The following is a 26,177-nucleotide window of genomic DNA, read 5'->3' as shown; positions in this document are numbered from 1 at the left end:
AAGACATATGTCTTTTCTTATTAGAGCTTTCCTTCAAGTTCCGGAATAGTTTCAAACAGGTCAGCTACTAAACCATAGTCTGCAACCTGAAATATAGGCGCTTCTTCATCTTTGTTGATAGCAACAATCACTTTACTGTCCTTCATTCCAGCCAGATGCTGAATGGCTCCTGAGATGCCAACGGCAACATACAGGTTAGGAGCAACAATCTTGCCGGTTTGTCCCACCTGCATGTCGTTGGGCACATAGCCTGCATCAACCGCAGCACGCGATGCGCCGACTGCTGCGCCAAGCTTATCGGCTACTTTGTAAAGTAACTCAAAATTTTCTCCATTACCCATGCCTCGACCACCGGACACAATAATGTCCGCAGCAGCCAGTTCAGGACGGTCAGACTTAGCCAGCTCCTCACTGACAAAGCTGGATATTCCGGCATCATGGCTGCTGGCAACGGTTTCTACACTTGCAGATCCACCTTCTGCAGAAACCGGGTCGAAACCAGTGCCTCGAACGGTAATCACCTTAATTGCTGCGCTGGACTGAACCGTTGCGATAGCATTGCCGGCATAGATCGGCCGCGCATAAGTATCTTCACTTTCCACACGGATGATGTCCGATATCTGATCAACATCCAGTAGCGCTGCTACTCGTGGCATCATATTTCTGGCATCTGTTGAGGTCGATGCCAGTATGTGAGAATAATCCTTGCCCAGTTCAGCAACCAGCAGGCTTACATTTTCTGCAAGTCGGTTTTCCAGTGCCACATTCTCGGCCAGCAATACTTTTGATACACCCGATATTGTAGAGGCCTGCTCTGCAACTTTTCTACACCCGGACCCAGCTACCAGCAGGTGAATCTCTCCTCCGATTGCGGTGGCCGCTGCAACCGTATTCAGAGTTCCCGCTCCGAGAGTGCTGTTATCATGATCAGCAACGACTAATATGGCCATTAGATCACCTTCGCCTCATTTTTTAATTTTTCTACCAGCTCATCCACGCTGGCCACCTTGATACCCGCCTGTCGTTCTGCAGGTGGCTCTACTTTGATGGTGGTTAAAGTAGATGACACTGTAACGCCCAGATCTTCTGGTGTTTTAACGTCCAGAGGCTTACGCTTGGCTTTCATAATATTGGGCAGCGATGCATAGCGTGGCTCATTAAGACGCAAATCCGTGGTGATCACTGCGGGCAGTTTCAGACTTAATGTCTGCAATCCACCATCCACTTCACGGGTCACATTAACGTTGTCTCCATCAACATTGACTTCTGAGGCATAAGTTGCCTGAGACATACCGGCCAGTGCAGCAAGCATCTGACCGGTCTGGCCATTGTCACTGTCGATGGATTGTTTACCCAGAAGAACAAGGTCAGGCTTTTCTTCATCAACAATGGCCTTAAGCAGTTTGGCAACTGCCAGGGAACCCAGTAGCTGATCAGTCTGAACCTGAATGCCACGGTCTGCACCAAGAGCCAATGCCGTCCGTATCTGCTCCTGGCACTCTTTGGCTCCAAGGGATACCGCAACGATTTCTGTGGCAACACCTTTCTCTTTCAGTCTTACGGCTTCTTCAACAGCAATTTCACAGAAAGGATTGATTGCCATTTTGACGTTGGTGAGATCGACGTCAGTGTTATCCGCCTTCACCCGAACCTTGACGTTATAGTCAATGACTCTTTTGACGGCTACTAATATTTTCATGAGTTCGCAGCCTTCCCTTATCGTTATTGGCTTGATCTTGAATTATCGAACAGATAACGAACAACCGGACAGACAAATTTTATTATCATTCAGCAACCTGTGTTCACACATCTGTGCACTCGAAGTCTACCAGTACGTCAATAAGGGTTCAAACGTATGTTTAAACCAGTTTCCTTAAGTCCCGCTTAATGATTTGAGGCTCTTTTCGAATTCCGAACTGCTGAACTATCCTTGGTGGATATAATTAGCCATCGCCAGCATTGACCATGAATATAGGCCGAATCTCAGATCTCATCAGTAATGACACCTGCTTTGAGATGATCCGTGAGAACCGCTGGCCAGATGGCACTGTTCTCTGTCCGCACTGTGATTCTGAGAATGTCAAAAAGAATGGACACGACAATGTGCAGGTAGAGTGCCAGCACTATTACTGTAAGTCCTGTAAGCGCTACTTCGATGACCTGACAAATACGGTTTTCGCAGGACACCACCGACCACTCAAAGTCTGGATTGCCTGTCTCTATTTAATGGGGCTGAACGTCTCCAACAGCCAGATAGCTCAGGAACTTGATCTGTGTGTCAGTGATGCACACCATATGACCACAGTCTTACGAAATGGTGTTGTTGACCGAAAGCCTGAAGTGATTCTTGATGGCGAAGTTGAATTCGACGAGGTCTACATTGTAGCTGGTCACAAGGGACACCCTGAAGCATTAAAAAAATCTGGATCGTCCACCGAGAAAAAGAAGGCTTAAAGGCGCTCCGGGCCGTGGGACTCTTGAAAAAGACAAACCGCCGGTATTGGGAATGATTCAAAGGGGAGGTCAGGTCATTATCAACATGCTGTCGAACGTTAAGAAGGCGACAATCGAACCATTTATCAAGAAACACGTAGCCCCACAGAGCCAGATTTATACCGATGAATACAACATCTATGATGACCTTGAAAGCTGGGGCTTCAGACATAAAACGGTCTGTCACGGCAAAGGTGAGTATGCTCGTGATGATGACAAAGACGGTATTTACGAGGTGCATGTTAATACTATGGAGGGGTTTTGGTCACTTCTACGCTCGTGGCTAAGGCCTCACAGGGGAATATCCCAAGAGGCTTTACCCCTTTACCTTGGCTTTTTTGAGTTTTTGCATAATATTGGCCGAAGAGGCAAAAGTCTTCTTCAGCCCTTAGTCAACTTGCTGGTTACATAGCAGTCTGGAATTGGAAAAGAGCCTGATTTGATTACCACTGATCGTACGTCATGACACAGGGAAAGATAATTTAAGAATATACGTGCAGCTTTTCATTCTTTATGTCTATAACCCGGTAAAGAAATAATAGAACCTCTCCAGTATTACCGGTGGAGCAGGCATCATGACGGCTTGTTCTCCAGATTATCAACTAAATTCGGTTTCATAACCGCTCCGAACAAGCAAAGACCCACATCATCATTCGAAAGGCTCTATTTTGATTACGAACTGCTCTACAGTGAAAACTGACTGTAGGTCACGAAAAACAAGGATTGAGCAACATTACCGGACAATATGCTGACAACCTTTGTAGATAAAGGGCTTCAGCAATGTTCAACCCAGTAGCAGTCTGAAATCCTACAAGAGCCTTCGAAATAATGATATTAATACGTCAACTGACTTTCAATTATCGGTTGATGGCTAACCCGGTTTCCACTGGACGTCTGGCAGTTTGAGAAGTCGATCCGGCATCGGTGCTGTATTGACTGCAGCCCGACCTAGCCTTGAGATCATTGAAGGCATATCAAAACGCCGGTTAAACCGATAGTTGAACTCTGATAGATAACGGCCCAGATGCTTGGGGTCGAGCTTATGGTAAGTACCGGTAATCGCTGTTTTCACGTTTCCCAGCATGGTATTTACCCAGGTGAACAACTCATTCTCCATGGATGCATGCCCACCACCGGTAATGATGGCTGTGTGCTGGCATCCGGCATCTTCAATACCCCGGAAACAGGACAAGCCATCGCTGACGGCCCGGACACCCTTTTTCAGGGCATGTTCTGCCCACTCCTGAATGGTTTTTCGCCGGAAGTTATCAACGGCATTGAACTTCATGTAGATAGGGTGGTTATCAGCATCTGTCTGAACTGCGGCCACGAAGGGGGCTTTGTTCTCTGAGCCTCTGCCCCGGCGGCCTCCGTGGCGCTCTCCGCCCCAATAGGCGTCATCAATCTGAACAAAACCACTCAACTGCCAGCTGTTATCTCTTTCCATCATGACCTGCATGAGTTTGTGTTTCATGCGCAATGCGGCATTGTAGGAAATGCCAAGTTGTCGATGAAGCGTCAGGCAAGAAATCCCCGCTTTATTCTGGGTGACGAGATAGATACCCAGAAACCAGGTAGCTAGTTCTCGTCCAAAAACACAACCAATTGAAAACTGTAGATTTTATCCTGAAAAATTAAGTGGAGCCCTACTGCTATCTGGCGACTAAACTTCCCAAGAGCAAGAAACATAAGGGATTGCCAAAAACAGAGGACTCCAAATGCGCAAAAAACGCAACCCGCAGTGTAGTATGGAACTCCATTACGTACCTCATGAAATCTGCTCCCAGCTTTCCGGTATCTCGCAATGGCTTGACGCCCATCCACAGTTCAATGACTGGATTTATGAGGACTTAAGTTCTGGTGATAAACAGAACACTGGGCGGAACGGACTATCAGCAGAATCCGTTCTTCGTGCGGCACTCCTGAAACAGTATTTGAATTGTGATTATGACTACTTGTCGTTTGTTTTGATGGACTCCATGCTCTTTCGAGACTTTTGTCGCCTCGAACCAAACCAGCGCCCCAGTCGCTCCAGTTTGCATGGGCTCATCAGCCTTCTTACTGCATCTACATGGGAACGGATTAATAACTGTCAGCTAATGACCGCTAAAGATCAGGGTATTGAAAAAGGGCGCACTGTGGCTATTGACAGCACAGTCACCGAATCGGATATCAAACCTCCTTGCGACAGTGATCTTTTAGCCAGTTCCGTTAAAGAAATTTGTCGGCTGCTGGAACGGGGACAAACACTGACAGCGACACCGCTTTATGAATATACCCATCACAACCGAGCCGTAAAAGATGCGGCCAGAAAATGCATCTACGCTGGCAAAGAAGAGCGGCATCAGCATTATAAAAAACTGCTGCAGTTGACCCGAAAATCCCGGAAGGTACTTATCGAAGCTACTGTCACGCTAGCAAACGCCCGTCAGCAGGGGCAGTGTCTCCTGGCTGATGATGCCGACAAGTGGCAGGCCGATGTGGATCACCTGTTACCCCTGGTGGATGCAATAGTCTCCCAGACAGAGCGCAGGGTCTTTAAGGGTGAAAAGGTGCCAGCCCAGGAAAAAGTGGTTAGCCTGTATGAACCCCATACGGATATCATCGTAAAAGACAGGCGGCAAGTACAGTATGGCCATAAACTGAACCTGGTTCAGGGAAAAAGTCGATTGATCCTGGACCTGGTTATTGAGGAAGGTAACCCAGCGGATTCGGACCAATTCATTCCGATGATGGAAAGACAAAAAGAAATTTATGGTCGTGTACCTCGCCAGACAAGCGGTGACGGCGGATACGCGTGTCGCGCTAATTTGGAAAAAGCCAAGGCCATGGGAATCAGCGATGTAGCTTTTAATAAGAAGCGCGGACTTGAAGTCGAAGAGATGACTAAAAGTCAGTATGTGTATAAAACGCTCTTTCGCTTCCGGGCAGGTATTGAAGCGGGAATTTCGTGGCTAAAGAGATGTTTTGGGCTATCACGTTGCCACTGCAAGGGTTCTGAGCGTTTTGATTCTCATTGCTGGTTATCGGTGGTCTGTTACAACCTGGTGATTCTGGCCAGACACCCGGCACCATCCTGATAGCCACCTCCACGCTACATGAAAGTACCTTTCCAGCATGGTGGGAGGATGTTTTCTGCCTGCTTTTCGCGTTTTTCTCCAATATCCGTCCCAGATTAGAGAAAAAAAGGGAAGAGTTTTTGCGGCTCTCTGGAATTTCAGGAAATATAAAAACGAACGTACAATCTAATTATGATTGCCTGATGCGTTTTTGGACGAGAACTAGCTAGAGGCAGCTTTGTTGAGTCAAAGATAGTGTTACTGGTAAGCGAGGTTTGGCAACGGCAGCAATTGCACTGGAATTCAGCTTTCCGGTGAAGCTTGCAGAAACTGCGGGAGCCACACTTCGGGCATTGGAAGCCATCTGGCCAGCGCCAAGAGGACAGCGCGTTCTCACACTGCTCTTCACTGCCGTAATTAGCCAGAAATTGCATAATGCCAAGGCCTTTTTGGAACTGAATGGTGTTTTTACACATCAGTTTTACCTCCAAAACACATGACTATCGACGTTTATTATAGCAGCTGGCTCACGACGTAGGGTCGGTGGTAATCAGGTAATGATTTGAAAATGAAAGGCTGTGTCGGCTGGAAGGAGCGCCCTCTGTGCTGTTCAGGTAAAATATCTGTGCAAACAACGAAGCACCTGCGAGGTGCAACACAGGGACGCAGTACGATGATAATTCCCAAGCCTGAAAAAATCGAGATCGAATTCACTGACGCTAAACTAACCGGTATGGCTGGGGCTCTTTTTATCGCCCGCCTTGCCCGTCGTTTCAAATTGCCTGAGCAGTTATCAACCCATATCCAGCTCAAAAAACGTAACCGAGGTTGTGATGATAAAGACAGCCTGCTGGGACTGATTTACAACTTCTGTGCGGGTAACGGACACCTTTCTGATATGGATATTCTGCAAAAAGACAGGCCAACCGTCAGTCTGCTTGGCCTCGAAGATGTCAGAGGCTCAAGGCGAATGGGAGAGTATCTTTCCCGGTTCAAAGCCGATTCTGTGAAGGCGTTGTACGGCGTTATTCGTGATCTCTGCCGACAGGTAGCCCCCGATGTTATTGAACACGTCGTTAAGGAGAAAAGTTACCTTCCGATCTTTCTTGATGGAACGGAGATTGAGGTGGATGGCCATCTGTTTCAGGAAGCTAAAGTCGGCTACAGCGGCAGTCGGCAGTACTGGCTCCACAGTATTTTTATCGGGCACCTGTGGGCCAGTGCCCGCCTCAACCCAGGGGCTTCTGACGTTTGTTATGGCTGGCAAGAGCAGCTTGAGAATGATGTCGTGCCTTTGGTGAGTGACGACATCCCCGTTTGGGCCAGAATGGACAATGCCTACTACAGAAAACAGGTTGTGGAATGGTTTGAAGCCCGTCCGTGGGACTTCTCTATCAGCGTCACCAATGACAACTACTGCCGTCCAGTACTCGATTGTATTGAGGGTTTACCCAAAAGTGCCTGGACGCCTATCCGCAGTGACAACACAGAAGAGGCGATCCTGTCTTATCACCAGCCTGCCGGGTGGAACCGTCAGCAGACGTATGTCGTGACCCGCCGCTGGCATGACGGAAAACAGTGGCTGGCAGTGCCCCGCTACTCAGTGATACTGGTCAGCCGCTCTGATCTGCCGTTGGCAGAACTGGTGCGTCGCCACCGGGAGAAGCAGGGGCAGGAGAATGCCCAGAAAGGTCCACTGATTGATCTGGATTTGCACCATCCACCCTGTCGCTCATTTCACGCCAATCAGGCTTTTTACGCCTGTGGTCAAATGGCACAGATTTTACTGAGAGCTTTGCAGTACAAGGCTTTGCCAGAGAAAGAGAGAAGACATGGTATTCGCCCGCTGATCAGGAAAGTGATCCGGTCAGTGGGCCGGTTCTTAGGGTAGACATTAAGCTCAAAAAAGGTTCGTTTCCGGCGGCAGAACCCACCTTGAACAGCCACAATAAAGCTTCGAAACCATTATCAATGGCTGAACAAGATGAGTACTGCAAATAGTAGAGGCTCTTGTAGGATTTCAGACTGCTACTGGGTTGAACATTGCTGAAGCCCTTTATCTACAAAGGTTGTCAGCATATTGTCCGGTAATGTTGCTCAATCCTTGTTTTTCGTGACCTACAGTCAGTTTTCACTGTAGAGCAGTTCGTAATCAAAATAGAGCCATAGTAGATTAGTTGAAAAAAACTGTTGACCTGTTTCGACCGGTCAGAACTCCTAAGTATGGCGGAACAGCTTGGTTTTACTATACGACAGCGAGATATCCGTCCTTTGGATTTTATCCTCTCACTGATCGATGCCCTCGCTGGTGATGGAAACTGCGATACCCAGGCGGATCTACACCGTAAATTTAACGAGTTGACGGGGCTGAATGTCTCTTATCGTTCTTGGGCAAATCAAGCTAAAAAGGACGCGCTGCCTACTCTTATCCTGTGGCTATGGGTGCAGTGTCTGGAAATATTTTCCCGCAAAGTCATGGCGTTTGATGAAGACAGTCCATTTTCAGAGTTTGAGCACATTCTGATTCAGGACGGTTCGTCACAAGCTGTCTATGATGCCCTGAAAGAAGCATTTCCCGGCAGGTTCTCAACGGTCAGTCCTGCTGCCGTCGAGCTTCATACGACAATGGATCTTCTCACCAACAACCTGGTGCGGGTGCAGCTGACTGAAGATACCCGTTCAGAAAGAGACTGTCTGCCACCACTGCCAACATCCATGGCCTATATCCTGATGCTAATGGATGCCGGTTATTTTGAGCTGGAACTCTTTGCCGCTATTGATGACAGGGAGGGTTCTTTTATCTGCAAGGCACCTCAGAGTATCAACCCGACGATACTCAGCGCGGTACGGGAGGATGGCAAGAATCTCAATCGCTACAAAGGACAAAAACTGAAGGATGTACTGTCTGGCTTCCCCAAAGACCAGTGCCTCGACCTGGATGTAGAATGGCCGGGATTCAAAGCCTGGCCATTCCGCTTGGTTGTCCGCTGGAATGACAAAAAACAGAAGTGGGTTTTCGTTGTGACCAACCTGAACCGGGTGGAGTTCACCTTGAGTGATGTGCTCCAGGCCTATCGTCTACGGTGGCAGATAGAGCTGATTTTCAAAGAGATCAAATCCTATTCAGGGTGGCATCGTTTTAACACCAAATCAGCGACACTGGTGTTTAGCCTGATTCTGATGTCCTTTGTGGTTGTGACGTTGAAAAGGTACCTTGCCCATGCTGCACAGGCGAACCTCTGTGAAAGTGGGAGCATTGAGGAAATCTCGACGCACAAGGTGATGAAAAGTGGGACTCACCTGTTTGGTAATGTGATTTCATCGTTGATGAATGCAGGAAAGTCATTGGTCTCATGCATTAAAAAGCTACTGGACTTCTGGGGAAATAATGCGAAACGAGAACACCCTGCACGGGATGGTTGTTCAGGGCGTACAAGATTAGGCCTTTGTGCGGTGGGTGGGGCTTAATGTCTACCTTAAGTGGGCCGGTTAACCTATAGCGGTAAAAAGTGGACATTGTGGTTCGTCAAAACGGCTGCAGATCTAGGATGGCTGTTGGAGATCAGCAACAGGCTGGACATGAAGCCTCCGCCGATTTGCAGCTGATCAGTCCAAGATTGCCGACTTGACGAATAACACAGAGTGCTGTGGAGCCCTGCTTTACCTAAAGGGTGATAATTGAACGCAAAACACACAGGTTGCACCATGAATACGAGCTGATTTGGATAGCATTTTATCGACCCTGTATGAAAACTGTACAAATTTGCTTCTGGTACAGAGTATCTGATCAGCTATCCATTCTTAAGCGGGAATTAAGGTCTTATATCAACAAATATGTCAACACACCCCTGCCGCTGTTAAACTACCGATCATTTCAATTCGCCAATCATCCGATATTGTCAGCAACAGGCCCCAGCACATATGACAGCAAATATTATTGATGGCAAAGCCATTGCCCTGCAACTGACCAACTCCATCGCCGAACAGGTTAAAAAAAGATCGCTACAAGGCCTCCGGGCTCCGGGGTTGGCCGTTATTCTGATTGGCAACGACCCCGCTTCAAAAGTTTATGTAGGAAAAAAAAGACAGGACTGCGAACGGGTGGGCTTCAAGTCCGTATCCCACGACCTGCCAGCCACCACCAGCGAGCAGCAACTGCTGGAGCTGATCGACAGCCTGAATACTGACCCGGAAATTGATGGCATCCTGGTACAGCTACCTTTACCTGAGCATATTAATAGCGAGCTGGTGATTGAGCGTATCCGTCCTGACAAAGATGTCGATGGCTTTCATCCTTACAACATTGGCAGACTGGTTCAGCGTATCCCACTGCTGCGCCCATGCACACCGAAAGGGGTTATGACATTACTGGAAAGTACAGGTCAGTCCATTCGGGGCAAGAATGCCGTTATTGTCGGCGCCTCCAATATTGTGGGTCGGCCAATGACCATGGAATTGTTACTGGCAGGCTGTACCACAACCACCACTCATCGCTTTACTGAAGATCTTGCCGTCGAAGTAGCCCGAGCAGATATTCTGGTGGTAGGCGCAGGCAAACCCGGGCTGGTTAAGGGCGCATGGATTAAGCCCGGAGCGGTGGTCATTGATATTGGTATCAACCGGATGGAAGATGGCAGACTGGTTGGCGATGTGGAGTTTGATGCAGCGCAAGAAAGAGCATCATGGATCACCCCGGTTCCTGGTGGTGTTGGCCCAATGACCGTGGCAACACTCCTTGAGAACACGCTGTATGCTGCAGATCATCTGCACCATTAAATCGACAGCATTCAAGCCCGGCAGCAGACTTGCTGCCGGCCAGTAGTTCAGGCACCAAGGCCGGCAAAGCATTCCAGAAAGATTTCCTCTTTCCATTCAGAACAATGTACCAGATACAAATTGTCTGACTCCTCCCAATCGTTCTCCTGCCCATTAATACGGATTTCCAACACTGGATGCTCACTGAAAATTACCAGCCTCCCCCCCTGTCTGAGCCGACCTTCAAGGCGCACGCCGCTGTCTTTCCTATACACCATCTGATCAAAAACCGCACAAGCAGGCAGAATCTTATCTTCCAACCCAAGACAAACCAATGACTCTTCAGGATAGAACAGCATCAGATCTGAACCATTCTGACCAAGCCGTATTTCAGGCAGATCAGAATGGCTGAAGCATTGGCGTCGAGCCGGCCAGTAAACCAGCCATTTGCCTCTGCCATTGTCAATGGATGATGCAGTGATACGTTCGGTAATCGGCTGATGATCTTCTGCAATATTGAATAAGGCAAGAGCACCTACTTAAGGTAGACATTAAGCTCCACCCACTGCACAGAAGCCTAATCTTGTACGCCCTGAACAACCATCCCGTGCAGGGTGTTCTCGTTTCGCATTATTTCCCCAGAAGTCCAGTAGCTTTTTAATGCATGAGACCAATGACTTTCCTGCATTCATCAACGATGAAATCACATTACCAAACAGGTGAGTCCCACTTTTCATCACCTTGTGCGTCGAGATTTCCTCAATGCTCCCACTTTCACAGAGGTTCGCCTGTGCAGCATGGGCAAGGTACCTTTTCAACGTCACAACCACAAAGGACATCAGAATCAGGCTAAACACCAGTGTCGCTGATTTGGTGTTAAAACGATGCCACCCTGAATAGGATTTGATCTCTTTGAAAATCAGCTCTATCTGCCACCGTAGACGATAGGCCTGGAGCACATCACTCAAGGTGAACTCCACCCGGTTCAGGTTGGTCACAACGAAAACCCACTTCTGTTTTTTGTCATTCCAGCGGACAACCAAGCGGAATGGCCAGGCTTTGAATCCCGGCCATTCTACATCCAGGTCGAGGCACTGGTCTTTGGGGAAGCCAGACAGTACATCCTTCAGTTTTTTCCTTTGTAGCGATTGAGATTCTTGCCATCCTCCCGTACCGCGCTGAGTATCGTCGGGTTGATACTCTGAGGTGCCTTGCAGATAAAAGAACCCTCCCTGTCATCAATAGCGGCAAAGAGTTCCAGCTCAAAATAACCGGCATCCATTAGCATCAGGATATAGGCCATGGATGTTGGCAGTGGTGGCAGACAGTCTCTTTCTGAACGGGTATCTTCAGTCAGCTGCACCCGCACCAGGTTGTTGGTGAGAAGATCCATTGTCGTATGAAGCTCGACGGCAGCAGGACTGACCGTTGAGAACCTGCCGGGAAATGCTTCTTTCAGGGCATCATAGACAGCTTGTGACGAACCGTCCTGAATCAGAATGTGCTCAAACTCTGAAAATGGACTGTCTTCATCAAACGCCATGACTTTGCGGGAAAATATTTCCAGACACTGCACCCATAGCCACAGGATAAGAGTAGGCAGCGCGTCCTTTTTAGCTTGATTTGCCCAAGAACGATAAGAGACATTCAGCCCCGTCAACTCGTTAAATTTACGGTGTAGATCCGCCTGGGTATCGCAGTTTCCATCACCAGCGAGGGCATCGATCAGTGAGAGGATAAAATCCAAAGGACGGATATCTCGCTGTCGTATAGTAAAACCAAGCTGTTCCGCCATACTTAGGAGTTCTGACCGGTCGAAACAGGTCAACAGTTTTTTTCAACTAATCTACTATTTGCAGTACTCATCTTGTTCAGCCATTGATAATGGTTTCGAAGCTTTATTGTGGCTGTTCAAGGTGGGTTCTGCCGCCGGAAACGAACCTTTTTTGAGCTTAATGTCTACCCTAAGAGAGCACCTACAACTCCAATTCTATTGGTCACTTTGAGTAACTTGCCAGAATAGAGGGGGTTTTCAAATAATTGCTCTTGAGCCACCTTTCCCTGTTGGTCGCAGCGAACGATCCGGCCATCATTAAATACCAGCTTCATCAGTTGCTCAGCATCGGTCTGCCCAAACGGATCGCTGGTATAAATTGGCCCGCCACTCATCGCCCTCAGCAGCGCGTGAGCATCAGAGTCTTCATGAATAGTCCACCACATATCCCAGTCACCGACAAAAAAGGCATCATGAAACACCGCGTTATAAGCATTCTGAAGAGCATGTTCCTGGAGATTACCGCTTTTCTTTGGGAAAAAATCATCACTGTTACGAGCAAGAGCAGATGACGGGCGATGCCAGAGCTGATCGCTGGCCATCCCCATGCAGTTGATCAGTTGTCCGTTAAAATGAAGCCCTGCTGACGCTTCAAGCGCCTGATGCGCCACTCTGGATACTTTTCCGGGAAAATCCCTGTATTTATAGTGGTTTGCAAGATTACTCTGAACATCGACTTTAATGAAATCGACTCCCTGCCGAGCCAGATAGTCGTGCCAGCCGTGCCAAAAGCGAAATGCTTCCCCTTCAGAGGTTGGGGGCAACTTTCTTGTTGAGTCCAGTTCATCTAACCGAACAGGAAAGCTAGCCTCCGCATCTATCCCCTCCCACTGACCGGTAAGAGCGTGCCACACTCCCATCCAGGGGATACCATAGTCATCCCCAAGGGTCTGTTTCAGACCGGCAAGCCCAGCCGGAAATTTCTCCCGATCTTCTTGCCATGACAAGAGCCGACGATCTTTCTCTTCAGACCAGCCATCATCCACCAGCATCCATTTCACCGGAATACCTTTGGATTGGAACTCCCGAGCTTTTGCGATGACTGCATCCTCATTTACATCAAGATAGCAGGCATCCCAACTGCACCAACCAAGATAGTTAAACACCTCGGGCAACGTACGCTGCTCTCTTGGTCTGGAATAGTGCGATAAATGATTACGTCCCAACTTTACATTATCATCAATTAATAGAAATGGGTCGGTACTGACACCATAAATGCCAATCAAGCCGGAAAAATCTCTTATTCCCGATTTTGCAGATGCCACTACCAACTCAAGGCCAGCGACCTCCCCACCCTGAAATTCACACCGTACCTGTTCATCACATACTGCCAACAGATGGTGATACTCTTCTCCCAGAGCATACAGTAAAGACTGTGTCTTCTCTGGCAGATTGTTCAGGGCACGATCAAAATGAGGCCTTGTCCACCAGCTGTTATAAAGATAATGGGCACACAAACCGGAAATATCGCCCAAGGAAGCGATATTAATTCTAATAGCGCAAAGAGGGTGCCAACTGTACCCCGGCCAACTGATCCCTTTGCTGATCTCTGCACTCAGAGATAACAACAACTGCCTTCCTTTTGTCTCCAGAGACAACCTGACTGACAACCAGTCATCGTATATAAATATCCCCGGCTGTCCTGACCATGTCAGAGCATATTCCTCCTCGTTATCCAAACGAACATAAACAGTGATCCCCTGACACACCATGGACTGGTCAAAACACAGATTTATCAGCTGATCTTTTTCACGAAGAGAGTACATAACGGCCTCAACTGCATCATGGAAAACACGATTTCATCCATTGCATACAGTATTTCCCAAAATCGGATATACGACAGTGAAAAATCTAATAAATAGATTATTTACCATATCAAACGATGGGCCAATCAGCTGATAGCACACATTTGCAATGGGAGAGACTCGGCGCATGTTACCTGCACAAGAAAAACCAAACGAAAAGTAACATTTTCACCAACAACACACATCACAACAACAACCTGATTTCCAAATTGAAGCGAGTTTAAACCATTGAAATCCACGTTAACTGACGCTCAAGCAGGTAATGCAAACTGCATCAGGCATAAAGAATAGGAAAAAACCATATAATAAAAAACATTGGCATGAAATATGCCTTCTATTGATCTTAACGTTTTCGTATTGACACTTGGCTTAATGGAATAAGTACAGCTGCCGACATCATTTTTCTTCATAAATTTTGTCAGGATCATCCGGGACTCTTCAATGAACAAACCATCACCTAGCAGCATGAAAGCCTACCTCAGACAGATGGGGATGGTGACTCTTCCCGAAACCCCTGGCGACCTTGAAAAAGAGTACTATCGACAGATTTACCGTGTGTTGCCCAGGGAACAGGCGCTGTCACTCCCCGTCAAGAAAGCCCGTTCAAAAACCTCCATCCAGAAAAGCAGAGAAAAAAAACATCCCTGACCCCTGACAGTGAACCAGATCGACTTAGTGATCCGGACTTTCAATCGATCAAGCTGTCGCTGATATCGCAACAGTTAACCAATAGATATAGAAATGTTTATTATAAACAGCCAAGTCCCTATCACTCTATCGTGCTGGAAAGCGGTGTTCTAATGGCAGTAGATCCCAGGCAAATTAAAAATTTACGCCCTGTGAAGGTGTGAATTGATGGAAACATCCGTTGTTTATAGGACCACCTGGAGTGGAGGGCGGCAAAAAGTGGAGTGAGGCAAAAAATGGAGTGAAGCAAAAAATGGCCTGGACAAGCCTGAATTAATTCAGGCTTCCCGGCCCGGCCGATTAATCAAAAACTATACGTTTTTTATTTTTTTCCAACATTCTACTACCAACGTATTTAACTTTATCCAAATCATCAAAGCTCTGATAAGGGCCATGCTGATCACGATGCTTCACGATTTCCATTGCGATACGAGGCCCAACCCCCAAAAGCCCTTGGCTCTTTTCGTATTGCAGACTGCTGATTTCATAAATCAGGCTGGAATCCTCCTGTGGCAGGGCTTGGCAATATTTAGCCAGCAGTTTCCTGAAGGCATTGTATATCAAGGCCTTTGGCCAATTTTCATTGCAGAGCAGTCTGTAACCCGAAAAGAGCCAAGCCCTTTATCCAGCTGCTCAATAGTCGCCTGATTCACATTAACCTTCTGATCATCAGACCAGGCTTTCTGGTCAGCGCCGAATACAGAAATACTGAAAAAAGATGCGACCAGAAAGATAAAGCTTTTGATATTCATATCAATGACTCCTTGATATTGATACACAGTTACGTATGGGATCGCTCAGTTGATTAAACCATCCTTAACAACAGTCAAGGCAATGCGAGAAGTAACTGCAAGACAGAAAAGTCATGAGCAGATAAATGGATCAAATTATCACGCCGCCGGAGCCCCCCCAAAAAACTGTTCTTTAAAGGTAACTGTTCAGCACCCCCACATAAATCTGGAATTTTCTGATTTTTATACCATCCTCTTAAGCACCATTTTTCCACAATATTCGCCAGCATGATTCCAGAACTACCCGCAACTATGTCGGCTGAGATTCTCTTGAAAGAGAATGCAGAGCTGCGGATGAGAGTTGCCTGTCTGGAAGAGCGATGTCGAGAATTGGAAGAAAAGGTTGGCAAGAACAGTCAAAACAGCAGCAAGCCGCCATCGTCTGATGGTTATCAAAAACCTTGTAAAAACAGTAATTCTCCAGATCATTCTGACGACCTTTCCGCAGATAAAGGTACCGATCCATCGGATGAAAAACCCAATCCTAAAAGTCTGAGACAGTCTTCTGGTAATAAAGCCGGTGGAAAGAAAGGGCATCAGGGCACTTGTCTTAAACAGGTCGATATCCCTGACTATATTGAGTACCTTCCGGTTAAAGAATGCAATAAATGTCAGGCGTCTCTTCTTGATAGTGAGCCGGTCAAATATATTGAACGACAGGTGTTTGAACCAGGGAGACCGGGTGAATTTGAAGTAACGGCCCATAGAGCTGAAGTAAAAATCTGCACTTGTGGTTGTCGGAATCAGGCTGAATTCCCGGAAGGTGTTACCGCTGCCGCACAATATGGCTCAGCCACACAGGCTATGGCCGTCTATCTTAACCAATACCATTTCCTGCCTTTTAAGCGCGTGTCAGAGTATTTTAATACTCTCTATAAAATGAGTGTAAGTGCAGGCTCTGTCGCCAATTTTGTGGCCAGAACCTATGAAAATCTGGCTTCTACTGAAGAGGTTATTCGTGACGCCTTGCGGGAATCGTCTGTTGCCGGAGCCGATGAAACGGGTATGCGGGCCGAGGGCTCTTTGCACTGGCTACACGTTATGCGGGATGAACAATGGACGCTCTACTACTTGTCTGAAAAGCGAGGTCGTGAGGCCATGGACACGATGGGCATACTGCTAACATTTGCAGGCGTTCTGGTTCATGATCATTGGAAATCCTATTTTGCATATGCGGCAACTCACGTACTTTGCAATGCCCATCACCTGAGGGAGCTTTTGGGTGTTGTTGATAGGGACAGCAATCAACTGGCGTTGCGATTGATGAAGCTACTGAGGCTTTCCTGGCATTACTGCAAGGGCTTTAAGACCATAGGTATGCTACAGATGCCAAGTGTTGTCTGTGAACGAATCGAGAAGATTTATGACCGGTTGCTTCAGCGGGCTCTAATGAAAGAAGTCGTCTATATGGAGAAGCAACGAGAGGAGCTTAAGCGCAAGAAAGTCAAGAATACTAAAGCTTACAATCTCTTCAAACGACTCACTGAGTTCAAGGCTGAGACACTGCGCTTCATGTCAGATTTTACCATTCCCTTCGATAACAATGGCAGTGAGCGGGATGTTCGAATGGCCAAGTTAAAGCAGAAAATCTCAGGCTGCTTCAGGAGTGCAGACGGTGGTTCTATGTTTGCACGGATTCGCAGCTATTTGTCGTCTGCCAGAAAACAGGGAATGGACATATATCAATCACTTCATAGAGCTGTTCGGAATTACTGTAATATGCCTTTGCTCAGTGCTGAATAGTTACCTTTAAAGATGTACTCGGTGGTGTTGCACTACGCACTTGAATTATTGTGAAGGAATAGTGTCCCACTTATTTTGAAGCTTCCGGCATATGCAGTACTGAGACCTTTCTATTCTTCAGAATTCAGGCTTTATCGCAGTAGTCCGATATTCCCATTACCAATCCTGACTATCTAAACCATACTTAAGTGCATTCACTATTGAAATTACTGGATAAGTCTCAAAATAGAATATCCAGGATACAACAGACCGGGTTGATGCACAGAGTAACGGACAAGCCTAACCTTCCATGAAGTCAGCTACACCATACCTCTGCAGTAGAACGTCAACCAGACTTTCTTCTTAAACCAGCGTTTACAGACAGACTCTATGACAGACCAGGATCCAAACAACCCCGAAGTGATCAGTGGGGACGAAGACAGTCAAAAAACCAGCACCGGACTTGTACTTCCCCATCAGGTGCTGCCAGATAAACTTTATCTGATCCCCGTTTCCAACCGCCCTTTCTTTCCTGCACAGGTTCAGCCGCTGGTGTTCAGTAATCAGGAGTGGGGAGAGACTCTGCAACGGGTTGGTCAGAGCCCTCATAAAGCAGTTGGTCTCAGCTTTGTCGGCCGAATGCCGGGAACAGATGTCGCACCCGAAGATTTTCCCCAGGTCGGGTGCGTGGTAAAAATCCATAATATTATTTCAGATAATGATCAGGTCCAGTTTATAGCCCTGGGCATGCAACGATTCAGGATACGACAGTGGTTGCGCCGTCGGCCTCCCTATCTTGTTCAGGTAGACTACATCAACACACCTGAAGACGACAGCGACGAAGTAAAAGCCTATGCGCTTGCCCTGATTCAGGCAATCAAAGAACTTATCCCACTAAACCCTTTATACAGCGAGGAGCTGAAAAATTATCTGAATCGCTTCAGCCCCAAAGATCCTTCGCCCCTGGCAGACTTCGCAGCGGCCATTACCACTGCCCCCGGACAGGAACTTCAGGAGGTACTTGAAACCATTCCTGTTCAACGCAGAATGGAAAAAGTGCTGGTTCTGATTCGCAAAGAGCAGGAGGTCGCCCGCCTCCAAAGTGAAATCAATGCGGAAGTTAATCGGAAAATCAGCAATCACCAGCGCGAGTTCTTTCTGAAGGAACAGCTTAAAGTCATTCAAAAAGAGCTGGGTATATCGAAAGATGACCGAACTGCCGAGATTGAACAGTTCGAGCAAAGACTGGAAAAGCTGCTTGTCCCGGAAAGTGCGAAAAGAAAAATGGATGACGAGCTGAAAAAGCTTTCTATCCTGGAAACCGGCTCTCCGGAATATGCAATTTGCAGAAATTATCTGGACTGGGCAACGTCTGTTCCCTGGGGCCTTTACTCCGAAGATAATCTCGACCTCCATCACGCAAGAAACGTACTCAATTCAGACCATGACGGTCTCGATGACGTTAAAGAGCGCATTGTTGAGTTTCTGGCAGTGGGTGCTTACCGGAAAGAAGTGTCCGGCTCCATTATGTTGCTTGTTGGCCCCCCTGGCGTCGGCAAAACCTCTATTGGCAAGTCTGTCGCCAGGGCCCTGGACCGGAAATTTTACCGTTTTAGCCTTGGCGGCATGAGAGATGAAGCTGAGATTAAAGGACATCGTCGAACTTATATTGGCGCGTTACCCGGCAAGCTGGTTCAGGCACTGAAGGAGGTAGAAGTCTCAAATCCGGTCATTATGCTTGATGAGATTGATAAAATTGGTGCTTCCTTCCGGGGTGATCCGGCATCAGCGCTGCTCGAAGTATTGGACCCTGAGCAAAATACCGAGTTTCTTGACCACTACCTGGACATGAGAATTGATCTGTCAAAAGTACTGTTCATTTGTACCGCCAATCAGCTGGATACTATCCCGGGCCCACTGCTTGATCGCATGGATGTGATCAGGCTTTCCGGCTATATCACCGAAGAGAAGGTGGCTATTGCAAAGAATCACTTATGGCCCAAACAACTTGACAAAGCCGGCCTGAAAAAAAACCAGCTTAAAATGTCAGATACCATCTTCCGCAAAATCATTGATGGCTATGCACGGGAAGCAGGGGTTCGTCATTTTGAGAAATTATTGCAGAAAATCATTCGAAAAGTTGTCGTCAAATTCCTGGAAAATGGTGAAAGTAAACTGACTGTTTCGGCTAAAAACCTGGAAGACTTTCTTGGCGCACCCTACTTCCGCAAAGAAAAAACAATGGAAGGCATTGGTATTGTCACGGGTCTAGCCTGGACCGCCATGGGCGGTGCCACACTCCCTGTTGAAGCCTGTCTTATACACCATCAAAGAGCGGGTTTTAAACTGACTGGCAAGCTTGGTGAGGTAATGAAAGAATCGGCTGAAATCTCATACAGCTATACGACCAGCAACGCTAAAAAACTGGGCATCAAGGAAGACTTTCTGAAAACAGCATTTATCCATTTGCATGTTCCGGAAGGCGCCACCCCGAAAGATGGCCCTAGTGCCGGTATAACCATGACCACGGCTCTAATCTCTCTGGCCAGAGGTATTAAACCTCTGAAAAATCTGGCGATGACCGGAGAGCTGACTCTGACAGGCAAAGTATTGGCAGTTGGCGGTATCAGGGAAAAGGTGATTGCGGCGCGACGACAAGGAATTATGAAACTGATTTTACCGGAAGATAACAGGAGAGACTTTGATGAGCTACCGGATTATATCCGCGAAGGCATCTCTATCCATTTTGCCAGCCAGTATGATGATGTATATAAGGTTGCATTTCCAGCAACCAGCGGCCAGCAAAAGCGAGGAAAAAAAGGCTAGCAGAACTCAAACCGTATACTACGGTGAATAAAAAGCGCCACCTGTTCAGGTGGCGCTTTCTCAATCACTCTTTCAATAGCAGCGGGAACTAATCCCGTTTGGACACGCTAGTGAGCATTCATATTTTGGGCCGTACAATAAATTATTTCAAATGATATATAAGATGTAATAAGCATATTAGAGATTATTAAAATAATAAAAATATATAAATTTAAACGACACTGATCATCTGCATCACTGCACGATCACATCTCAGGGCATGCAATCCTGCGATTGCATGAAAAGATTCAAAAAGCCATATCATCATCTGATTGATTCCAGATAACTCTTGACGGTAGTGACAATAGCCTGAGTCTGACTATCTATTTCCAGGTTAACTCTCCCTCCAACTTCGGCTGCTCCAAATGAGGTAATTTTTAAGGTTTCTGGAATGAGATGAACGCAAAAGCGCCCATCTTCCACCTTCTCACCAATAGTCAAACTACAGCCATTTAAAGAAACATAGCCTTTAGGGAGAAGATAGTCTTTCCATTCAGGCGCAAACTGAAAGAACACGGTCACATTGTTTTCTTCCTGTTTGATTTCGCAGATCTCAACCGTATCGTGAATATGACCAGAGAGAAGATGCCCTCCAATCTCATCACCAAAACGCGCAGCTCTTTCAATATTAACCTTATCACCTTCTTCGAGCGCCCCCAGGTTAGTCACCCTTAGCGTCTCTTTCATCACATCGAAAGTGGCACTTTCCTGGTCAAAAGCAACCACCGTCAAACAGCATCCATTCACCGCAATACTGGCTCCGGATTCAAGGCCTTCCAGCAATGCGGACGGCAAAAGCACAGTAATACGGTTCAGTTCGTTGAACTTTTCAATTCGACCAACTGGAAAAAATCCTTTCACAATACCTGTAAACATACACTACCTATCGTCGCCAAAAACGTTGGCACACATCAGAATGTTTCAAGACAGTGAACCAGTCTCTCAAGAGCAACCAGACTGTCTGGTGTATAATTTCGGTGGTTCCGGTTATCCAGCACCTCTGCCGGTGATTCCAGCACCACACTGGCAACCTCTTCTTTCTGCAGGGTCACAGGACCATCATAATAACAGCTGTAAACCCGCCCCCAGACCTGACAGTCAGCATTATGGAAAAAAAAGTGAAAATGGGGAGTGATCGGCACATTCGCAATACCCAGCTCTTCGGCCAGCTCCCGTTCAGCCGCCTGATCGTAGCTTTCTCCCTCAACAACCACTCCCCCCGTAGCAGGATCATAGAAGCCCGGGTAAATATCCTTATTCAGCGTCCTTTCCTGCACATAAAGTTGCCCTTTTGAATTGAAGACAAAAATATAGGTCGCCCGATGGCACAGTGCTTCCTCTCGCATTATCTCCCTGGGTACTGACCCAAGAACAAAATTGTGATCATCAACCACCACCACACTTTCCACAGGAACTTCCACACGCACTTCCACAGACGCTTCCACCGCTTGCTGGTCAGGCATCGAGATCTCCTGTTATCTGTCTTTCATTTGTTATTATGGCAAGATCTTATATTAGCGATTGGTAATCGAAAACTGGAAATTTGTCAGAGAAACCCTATTTCGTCAAGACTGATCTTAACCGGATAAAAACAGTATAATGGGCTCCTGGTTATAGGAATTTTGTAACTGTTCAGCACCCCCACATAAATCTGGAATTTTCTGATTTTTATACCATCCTCTTAAGCACCATTTTTCCACAATATTCGCCAGCATGATTCCAGAACTACCCGCAACTATGTCGGCTGAGATTCTCTTGAAAGAGAATGCAGAGCTGCGGATGAGAGTTGCCTGTCTGGAAGAGCGATGTCGAGAATTGGAAGAAAAGGTTGGCAAGAACAGTCAAAACAGCAGCAAGCCGCCATCGTCTGATGGTTATCAAAAACCTTGTAAAAACAGTAATTCTCCAGATCATTCTGACGACCTTTCCGCAGATAAAGGTACCGATCCATCGGATGAAAAACCCAATCCTAAAAGTCTGAGACAGTCTTCTGGTAATAAAGCCGGTGGAAAGAAAGGGCATCAGGGCACTTGTCTTAAACAGGTCGATATCCCTGACTATATTGAGTACCTTCCGGTTAAAGAATGCAATAAATGTCAGGCGTCTCTTCTTGATAGTGAGCCGGTCAAATATATTGAACGACAGGTGTTTGAACCAGGGAGACCGGGTGAATTTGAAGTAACGGCCCATAGAGCTGAAGTAAAAATCTGCACTTGTGGTTGTCGGAATCAGGCTGAATTCCCGGAAGGTGTTACCGCTGCCGCACAATATGGCTCAGCCACACAGGCTATGGCCGTCTATCTTAACCAATACCATTTCCTGCCTTTTAAGCGCGTGTCAGAGTATTTTAATACTCTCTATAAAATGAGTGTAAGTGCAGGCACTGTCGCCAATTTTGTGGCCAGAACCTATGAAAATCTGGCTTCTACTGAAGAGGTTATTCGTGACGCCTTGCGGGAATCGTCTGTTGCCGGAGCCGATGAAACGGGTATGCGGGCCGAGGGCTCTTTGCACTGGCTACACGTTATGCGGGATGAACAATGGACGCTCTACTACTTGTCTGAAAAGCGAGGTCGTGAGGCCATGGACACGATGGGCATACTGCTAACATTTGCAGGCGTTCTGGTTCATGATCATTGGAAATCCTATTTTGCATATGCGGCAACTCACGTACTTTGCAATGCCCATCACCTGAGGGAGCTTTTGGGTGTTGTTGATAGGGACAGCAATCAACTGGCGTTGCGATTGATGAAGCTACTGAGGCTTTCCTGGCATTACTGCAAGGGCTTTAAGACCATAGGTATGCTACAGATGCCAAGTGTTGTCTGTGAACGAATCGAGAAGATTTATGACCGGTTGCTTCAGCGGGCTCTAATGAAAGAAGTCGTCTATATGGAGAAGCAACGAGAGGAGCTTAAGCGCAAGAAAGTCAAGAATACTAAAGCTTACAATCTCTTCAAACGACTCACTGAGTTCAAGGCTGAGACACTGCGCTTCATGTCAGATTTTACCATTCCCTTCGATAACAATGGCAGTGAACGGGATGTTCGAATGGCCAAGTTAAAGCAGAAAATCTCAGGCTGCTTCAGGAGTGCAGACGGTGGTTCTATGTTTGCACGGATTCGCAGCTATTTGTCGTCTGCCAGAAAACAGGGAATGGACATATATCAATCACTTCATAGAGCTGTTCGGAATTACTGTAATATGCCTTTGCTCAGTGCTGAATAGTTACGGAATTTTAATTTTCCCCGACCGGCACAATCTGTAATTTTCACTCGATTTCAATCCACAGGTCCCGATATTTAGTTAGTTCTCGTCCAAAAACGCATCAGGCAATCATAATTAGATTGTACGTGCGTTTTGATATTTCCTGAAATTCCAGAGAGCCGCAAAAACTCTTCCCTTTTTTTCTCTAATCTGGGACGGATATTGGAGAAAAACGCGAAAAGCAGGCAGAAAACATCCTCCCACCATGCTGGAAAGGTACTTTCATGTAGCGTGGAGGTGGCTATCAGGATGGTGCCGGGTGTCTGGCCAGAATCACCAGGTTGTAACAGACCACCGATAACCAGCAATGAGAATCAAAACGCTCAGAACCCTTGCAGTGGCAACGTGATAGCCCAAAACATCTCTTTAGCCACGAAATTCCCGCTTCAATACCTGCCCGGAAGCGAAAGAGCGTTTTATACACATACTGACTTTTAGTCATCTCTTCGACTTCAAGTCCGCGCTTCTTATTAAAAGCTACATCGCTGATTCCCATGGCCTTGGCTTTTTCCAAATTAGCGCGACACGCGTATCCGCCGTCACCGCTTGTCTGGCGAGGTACACGACCATAAATTTCTTTTTGTCTTTCCATCATCGGAATGAATTGGTCCGAATCCGCTGGGTTACCTTCCTCAATAACCAGGTCCAGGATCAATCGACTTTTTCCCTGAACCAGGTTCAGTTTATGGCCATACTGTACTTGCCGCCTGTCTTTTACGATGATATCCGTATGGGGTTCATACAGGCTAACCACTTTTTCCTGGGCTGGCACCTTTTCACCCTTAAAGACCCTGCGCTCTGTCTGGGAGACTATTGCATCCACCAGGGGTAACAGGTGATCCACATCGGCCTGCCACTTGTCGGCATCATCAGCCAGGAGACACTGCCCCTGCTGACGGGCGTTTGCTAGCGTGACAGTAGCTTCGATAAGTACCTTCCGGGATTTTCGGGTCAACTGCAGCAGTTTTTTATAATGCTGATGCCGCTCTTCTTTGCCAGCGTAGATGCATTTTCTGGCCGCATCTTTTACGGCTCGGTTGTGATGGGTATATTCATAAAGCGGTGTCGCTGTCAGTGTTTGTCCCCGTTCCAGCAGCCGACAAATTTCTTTAACGGAACTGGCTAAAAGATCACTGTCGCAAGGAGGTTTGATATCCGATTCGGTGACTGTGCTGTCAATAGCCACAGTGCGCCCTTTTTCAATACCCTGATCTTTAGCGGTCATTAGCTGACAGTTATTAATCCGTTCCCATGTAGATGCAGTAAGAAGGCTGATGAGCCCATGCAAACTGGAGCGACTGGGGCGCTGGTTTGGTTCGAGGCGACAAAAGTCTCGAAAGAGCATGGAGTCCATCAAAACAAACGACAAGTAGTCATAATCACAATTCAAATACTGTTTCAGGAGTGCCGCACGAAGAACGGATTCTGCTGATAGTCCGTTCCGCCCAGTGTTCTGTTTATCACCAGAACTTAAGTCCTCATAAATCCAGTCATTGAACTGTGGATGGGCGTCAAGCCATTGCGAGATACCGGAAAGCTGGGAGCAGATTTCATGAGGTACGTAATGGAGTTCCATACTACACTGCGGGTTGCGTTTTTTGCGCATTTGGAGTCCTCTGTTTTTGGCAATCCCTTATGTTTCTTGCTCTTGGGAAGTTTAGTCGCCAGATAGCAGTAGGGCTCCACTTAATTTTTCAGGATAAAATCTACAGTTTTCAATTGGTTGTGTTTTTGGACGAGAACTAGTTAAATATAGGACTTACGCATTGACAACAGGCTCTAAAATTTGATAATGCCAAAAAACAGATGTCTTCAGGGATGAAAGTGAGAACTACCACTCGACCGACCACTGCACGATGCACTCTTGCAAAATACATTGGCTTTTTGATTAGTGAGCCAAAATCATCAACATGCACAAGACTGGCCGAGGTTACCGACTTTTCTCACGATAGCGCAAACCGCTTTCTTAAGCGTGAAAACTATCAGCCCAAAGATATGTACGATGAAGCAGTCAAAAGTTTAAACCCTATTGGCGGCACCCTGAGCGTTGATGACAGCGTGCTCGACAAACCTTATAGCTACTCCGTGGCACTGGTTGGCCACTTTTGGTCGGGTAAACATCACCGAGTGGTTAAGGGAGTTAACCTCATCACCCTTTATTACACCGACGTATCCGGGCGCCATATGCCGGTGAATTACAGGATATACGACAAATCGGAAGACAAGACAAAAAACGACTACTTCCGTGAAATGTTGATTGAAGTGCTGGTATGGAGGCTGAAGCCAGCGTTCGTTACCGGTGACTCCTGGTACAGCTGCACGACTAACCTGAAGACGATTAAAAACCATCAGACTGGGTTTATGTTTGCCGTTGAGAAAAACAGGACAGTATCACTGGAAAAAGGTAAATGGCAGCAGGTTCAACACCTCGACATCCCCGACAATGGTCTGGATGTATGGCTCAAAAACTTCGGTAAGATCCGGTTGTTCAGGACGATGCTAAAAGACCAGCGTCGCCACTACGTGGTTTACTTGCCAGAGGAAGTCCCTTTTGAACGCAATGACTTCAAGCAGATCCATGACCAGCACTGGCAGATCGAACAGTTTCACAGGGCGATCAAGCAGGTTTGCCATATTGAGCACTTTCAGGTTCGCAGCGAACGACCCGTCAGAAACCATATATTTGCTGCAATTTTAGCTTTTGTTTATCTCCAGAAAATGCAGATAGAGCAGGAGTTTACGAATATTTATCAGCACCAACGGGGGCTGTTTAAAGAGACAATAGGCGCTTTCATTGAGAGTTTTGCAAAGGGGAAGGATCACCTCCTACCAAAATTTATCGGTGTCATCAATGCGTAAGTCCTAAAATATAGTTTTGTCCTGACACGTATCTGTTAGC

At 47.0% G+C, this 26,177-nt stretch carries 25 protein-coding genes and 1 pseudogene; 11 read left to right on the top strand and 15 right to left on the bottom strand.

Going from position 1 to position 26,177, the window contains the following annotated elements; translation table 11 throughout:
* Window positions 1-20 precede the first annotated feature (20 nt).
* Window positions 21-950 carry an electron transfer flavoprotein subunit alpha/FixB family protein gene (locus MJO57_RS15655; RefSeq protein WP_252026690.1) on the bottom strand — a complete coding sequence of 310 codons (930 nt, stop codon included), beginning with the start codon at window positions 948-950 and terminating at the stop codon, window positions 21-23.
* Complete coding sequence (locus MJO57_RS15650; RefSeq protein ID WP_252026688.1) at window positions 950-1,699, bottom strand: electron transfer flavoprotein subunit beta/FixA family protein; 750 nt, start codon at window positions 1,697-1,699, stop codon at window positions 950-952. The genes MJO57_RS15655 and MJO57_RS15650 overlap by 1 nt, the downstream gene beginning before the upstream one ends.
* Window positions 1,700-1,965: 266 nt before the next feature.
* Between MJO57_RS15650 and MJO57_RS15645 the strand changes: the two genes are divergently transcribed.
* Both MJO57_RS15645 and MJO57_RS15640 read left to right on the top strand, forming a co-directional pair.
* Window positions 1,966-2,454, top strand: coding sequence for a transposase (locus MJO57_RS15645; protein WP_252018121.1), 489 nt, complete (start codon window positions 1,966-1,968; stop codon window positions 2,452-2,454).
* Complete coding sequence (locus tag MJO57_RS15640; RefSeq protein ID WP_252026893.1) at window positions 2,423-2,905, top strand: IS1595 family transposase; 483 nt, start codon at window positions 2,423-2,425, stop codon at window positions 2,903-2,905. The genes MJO57_RS15645 and MJO57_RS15640 overlap by 32 nt, the downstream gene beginning before the upstream one ends.
* A gap of 459 nt (window positions 2,906-3,364) precedes the next feature.
* On the opposite strand, the gene MJO57_RS15635 is transcribed toward MJO57_RS15640, so the two are convergent.
* Window positions 3,365-4,099, bottom strand: coding sequence for an IS1595 family transposase (locus MJO57_RS15635; protein WP_256493322.1), 735 nt, complete (start codon window positions 4,097-4,099; stop codon window positions 3,365-3,367).
* A gap of 112 nt (window positions 4,100-4,211) precedes the next feature.
* Here MJO57_RS15635 and MJO57_RS15630 point away from each other — a divergent pair, with 112 nt between their 5' ends.
* Entirely contained in the window at window positions 4,212-5,573 is a 1,362-nt protein-coding gene (locus tag MJO57_RS15630) for an ISNCY family transposase (RefSeq protein ID WP_252017318.1), read from the top strand.
* Window positions 5,574-5,779: 206 nt separating this feature from the next.
* Here the strand turns inward: MJO57_RS15630 and MJO57_RS15625 are convergent.
* Window positions 5,780-6,028, bottom strand: a pseudogene (locus MJO57_RS15625) (transposase); the annotation flags it as partial.
* 197 nt (window positions 6,029-6,225) lie between these two features.
* On the opposite strand from MJO57_RS15625, the gene MJO57_RS15620 reads away from it, so the two are divergent.
* From MJO57_RS15620 to folD, 3 genes are all read left to right on the top strand, one after another.
* Complete coding sequence (locus MJO57_RS15620) at window positions 6,226-7,443, top strand: transposase (RefSeq protein ID WP_252026674.1); 1,218 nt, start codon at window positions 6,226-6,228, stop codon at window positions 7,441-7,443.
* 299 nt (window positions 7,444-7,742) lie between these two features.
* The gene (locus MJO57_RS15615; protein ID WP_256491693.1) at window positions 7,743-9,020 is read left to right on the top strand and encodes an IS4 family transposase; all 1,278 of its coding nucleotides are present in this window, start codon (window positions 7,743-7,745) and stop codon (window positions 9,018-9,020) included.
* Between the two features lie 453 nt (window positions 9,021-9,473).
* The gene (gene folD, locus MJO57_RS15610) at window positions 9,474-10,328 is read left to right on the top strand and encodes a bifunctional methylenetetrahydrofolate dehydrogenase/methenyltetrahydrofolate cyclohydrolase FolD (protein WP_252026673.1); all 855 of its coding nucleotides are present in this window, start codon (window positions 9,474-9,476) and stop codon (window positions 10,326-10,328) included.
* A 47-nt stretch (window positions 10,329-10,375) separates the two neighbouring features.
* Here the strand turns inward: folD and MJO57_RS15605 are convergent, their stop codons facing one another.
* The 4 genes from MJO57_RS15605 to MJO57_RS15590 all read right to left on the bottom strand — a co-directional run bounded on the left by MJO57_RS15605 (window position 10,376) and on the right by MJO57_RS15590 (window position 13,907).
* A complete protein-coding gene (locus MJO57_RS15605) occupies window positions 10,376-10,666 on the bottom strand; it encodes a hypothetical protein (RefSeq protein WP_252026672.1) in 291 nt (96 codons plus the stop codon).
* A gap of 192 nt (window positions 10,667-10,858) precedes the next feature.
* Complete coding sequence (locus MJO57_RS15600) at window positions 10,859-11,392, bottom strand: transposase (RefSeq protein ID WP_256493400.1); 534 nt, start codon at window positions 11,390-11,392, stop codon at window positions 10,859-10,861.
* Window positions 11,393-11,433: 41 nt separating this feature from the next.
* Window positions 11,434-12,102 carry a hypothetical protein gene (locus MJO57_RS15595; protein ID WP_252026670.1) on the bottom strand — a complete coding sequence of 223 codons (669 nt, stop codon included), beginning with the start codon at window positions 12,100-12,102 and terminating at the stop codon, window positions 11,434-11,436.
* Window positions 12,103-12,266: 164 nt separating this feature from the next.
* Window positions 12,267-13,907 (bottom strand): Sip1-related alpha-galactosidase, encoded by a 1,641-nt coding sequence (locus tag MJO57_RS15590; RefSeq protein ID WP_252026668.1) that lies wholly within the window; start codon window positions 13,905-13,907, stop codon window positions 12,267-12,269.
* A 480-nt stretch (window positions 13,908-14,387) separates the two neighbouring features.
* Between MJO57_RS15590 and MJO57_RS15585 the strand changes: the two genes are divergently transcribed.
* A complete protein-coding gene (locus tag MJO57_RS15585) occupies window positions 14,388-14,594 on the top strand; it encodes a hypothetical protein (protein ID WP_252026666.1) in 207 nt (68 codons plus the stop codon).
* Window positions 14,595-14,933: 339 nt separating this feature from the next.
* Here the strand turns inward: MJO57_RS15585 and MJO57_RS15580 are convergent, their stop codons facing one another.
* The 3 genes from MJO57_RS15580 to MJO57_RS15570 all read right to left on the bottom strand — a co-directional run bounded on the left by MJO57_RS15580 (window position 14,934) and on the right by MJO57_RS15570 (window position 15,654).
* Window positions 14,934-15,197 (bottom strand): helix-hairpin-helix domain-containing protein, encoded by a 264-nt coding sequence (locus MJO57_RS15580; RefSeq protein WP_252026664.1) that lies wholly within the window; start codon window positions 15,195-15,197, stop codon window positions 14,934-14,936.
* Window positions 15,194-15,385 (bottom strand): hypothetical protein, encoded by a 192-nt coding sequence (locus tag MJO57_RS15575; protein ID WP_252026662.1) that lies wholly within the window; start codon window positions 15,383-15,385, stop codon window positions 15,194-15,196. Before MJO57_RS15575 ends, MJO57_RS15580 begins: the two co-directional genes overlap by 4 nt.
* Window positions 15,386-15,459: 74 nt before the next feature.
* Window positions 15,460-15,654: a hypothetical protein gene (locus MJO57_RS15570; RefSeq protein ID WP_252026660.1), complete on the bottom strand. Its 195-nt coding sequence runs from the start codon at window positions 15,652-15,654 to the stop codon at window positions 15,460-15,462.
* On the opposite strand from MJO57_RS15570, the gene MJO57_RS15565 reads away from it, so the two are divergent.
* The gene (locus tag MJO57_RS15565; protein WP_252018111.1) at window positions 15,653-17,167 is read left to right on the top strand and encodes an IS66 family transposase; all 1,515 of its coding nucleotides are present in this window, start codon (window positions 15,653-15,655) and stop codon (window positions 17,165-17,167) included. The two genes, MJO57_RS15570 and MJO57_RS15565, sit on opposite strands and share 2 nt — an antisense overlap.
* A 369-nt stretch (window positions 17,168-17,536) precedes the next feature.
* Entirely contained in the window at window positions 17,537-19,972 is a 2,436-nt protein-coding gene (gene lon, locus MJO57_RS15560; protein WP_252026658.1) for an endopeptidase La, read from the top strand.
* Between the two features lie 303 nt (window positions 19,973-20,275).
* On the opposite strand, the gene MJO57_RS15555 is transcribed toward lon, so the two are convergent.
* From MJO57_RS15555 to MJO57_RS15545, 3 genes are all read right to left on the bottom strand, one after another.
* Complete coding sequence (locus MJO57_RS15555) at window positions 20,276-20,887, bottom strand: riboflavin synthase subunit alpha (protein ID WP_252026656.1); 612 nt, start codon at window positions 20,885-20,887, stop codon at window positions 20,276-20,278.
* A 35-nt stretch (window positions 20,888-20,922) separates the two neighbouring features.
* Window positions 20,923-21,474 carry an NUDIX hydrolase YfcD gene (gene yfcD, locus MJO57_RS15550; RefSeq protein ID WP_252026654.1) on the bottom strand — a complete coding sequence of 184 codons (552 nt, stop codon included), beginning with the start codon at window positions 21,472-21,474 and terminating at the stop codon, window positions 20,923-20,925.
* 114 nt (window positions 21,475-21,588) lie between these two features.
* Window positions 21,589-21,726: a hypothetical protein gene (locus tag MJO57_RS15545; RefSeq protein ID WP_252026652.1), complete on the bottom strand. Its 138-nt coding sequence runs from the start codon at window positions 21,724-21,726 to the stop codon at window positions 21,589-21,591.
* Here MJO57_RS15545 and MJO57_RS15540 point away from each other — a divergent pair.
* Window positions 21,725-23,239, top strand: coding sequence for an IS66 family transposase (locus MJO57_RS15540; RefSeq protein WP_252017330.1), 1,515 nt, complete (start codon window positions 21,725-21,727; stop codon window positions 23,237-23,239). The two genes, MJO57_RS15545 and MJO57_RS15540, sit on opposite strands and share 2 nt — an antisense overlap.
* A 283-nt stretch (window positions 23,240-23,522) precedes the next feature.
* Here MJO57_RS15540 and MJO57_RS15535 read toward each other — a convergent pair whose 3' ends face one another.
* Window positions 23,523-24,884 (bottom strand): ISNCY family transposase, encoded by a 1,362-nt coding sequence (locus MJO57_RS15535; RefSeq protein ID WP_252017318.1) that lies wholly within the window; start codon window positions 24,882-24,884, stop codon window positions 23,523-23,525.
* A 218-nt stretch (window positions 24,885-25,102) separates the two neighbouring features.
* Here MJO57_RS15535 and MJO57_RS15530 point away from each other — a divergent pair, with 218 nt between their 5' ends.
* Entirely contained in the window at window positions 25,103-26,137 is a 1,035-nt protein-coding gene (locus MJO57_RS15530) for a transposase (RefSeq protein WP_252027038.1), read from the top strand.
* Window positions 26,138-26,177: the final 40 nt, after the last annotated feature.

It is taken from the genome of Endozoicomonas sp. SCSIO W0465 (genome assembly GCF_023716865.1).
Classification (GTDB): domain Bacteria; phylum Pseudomonadota; class Gammaproteobacteria; order Pseudomonadales; family Endozoicomonadaceae; genus Endozoicomonas.
This window is presented reverse-complemented; position numbering and strand designations above follow the sequence as displayed.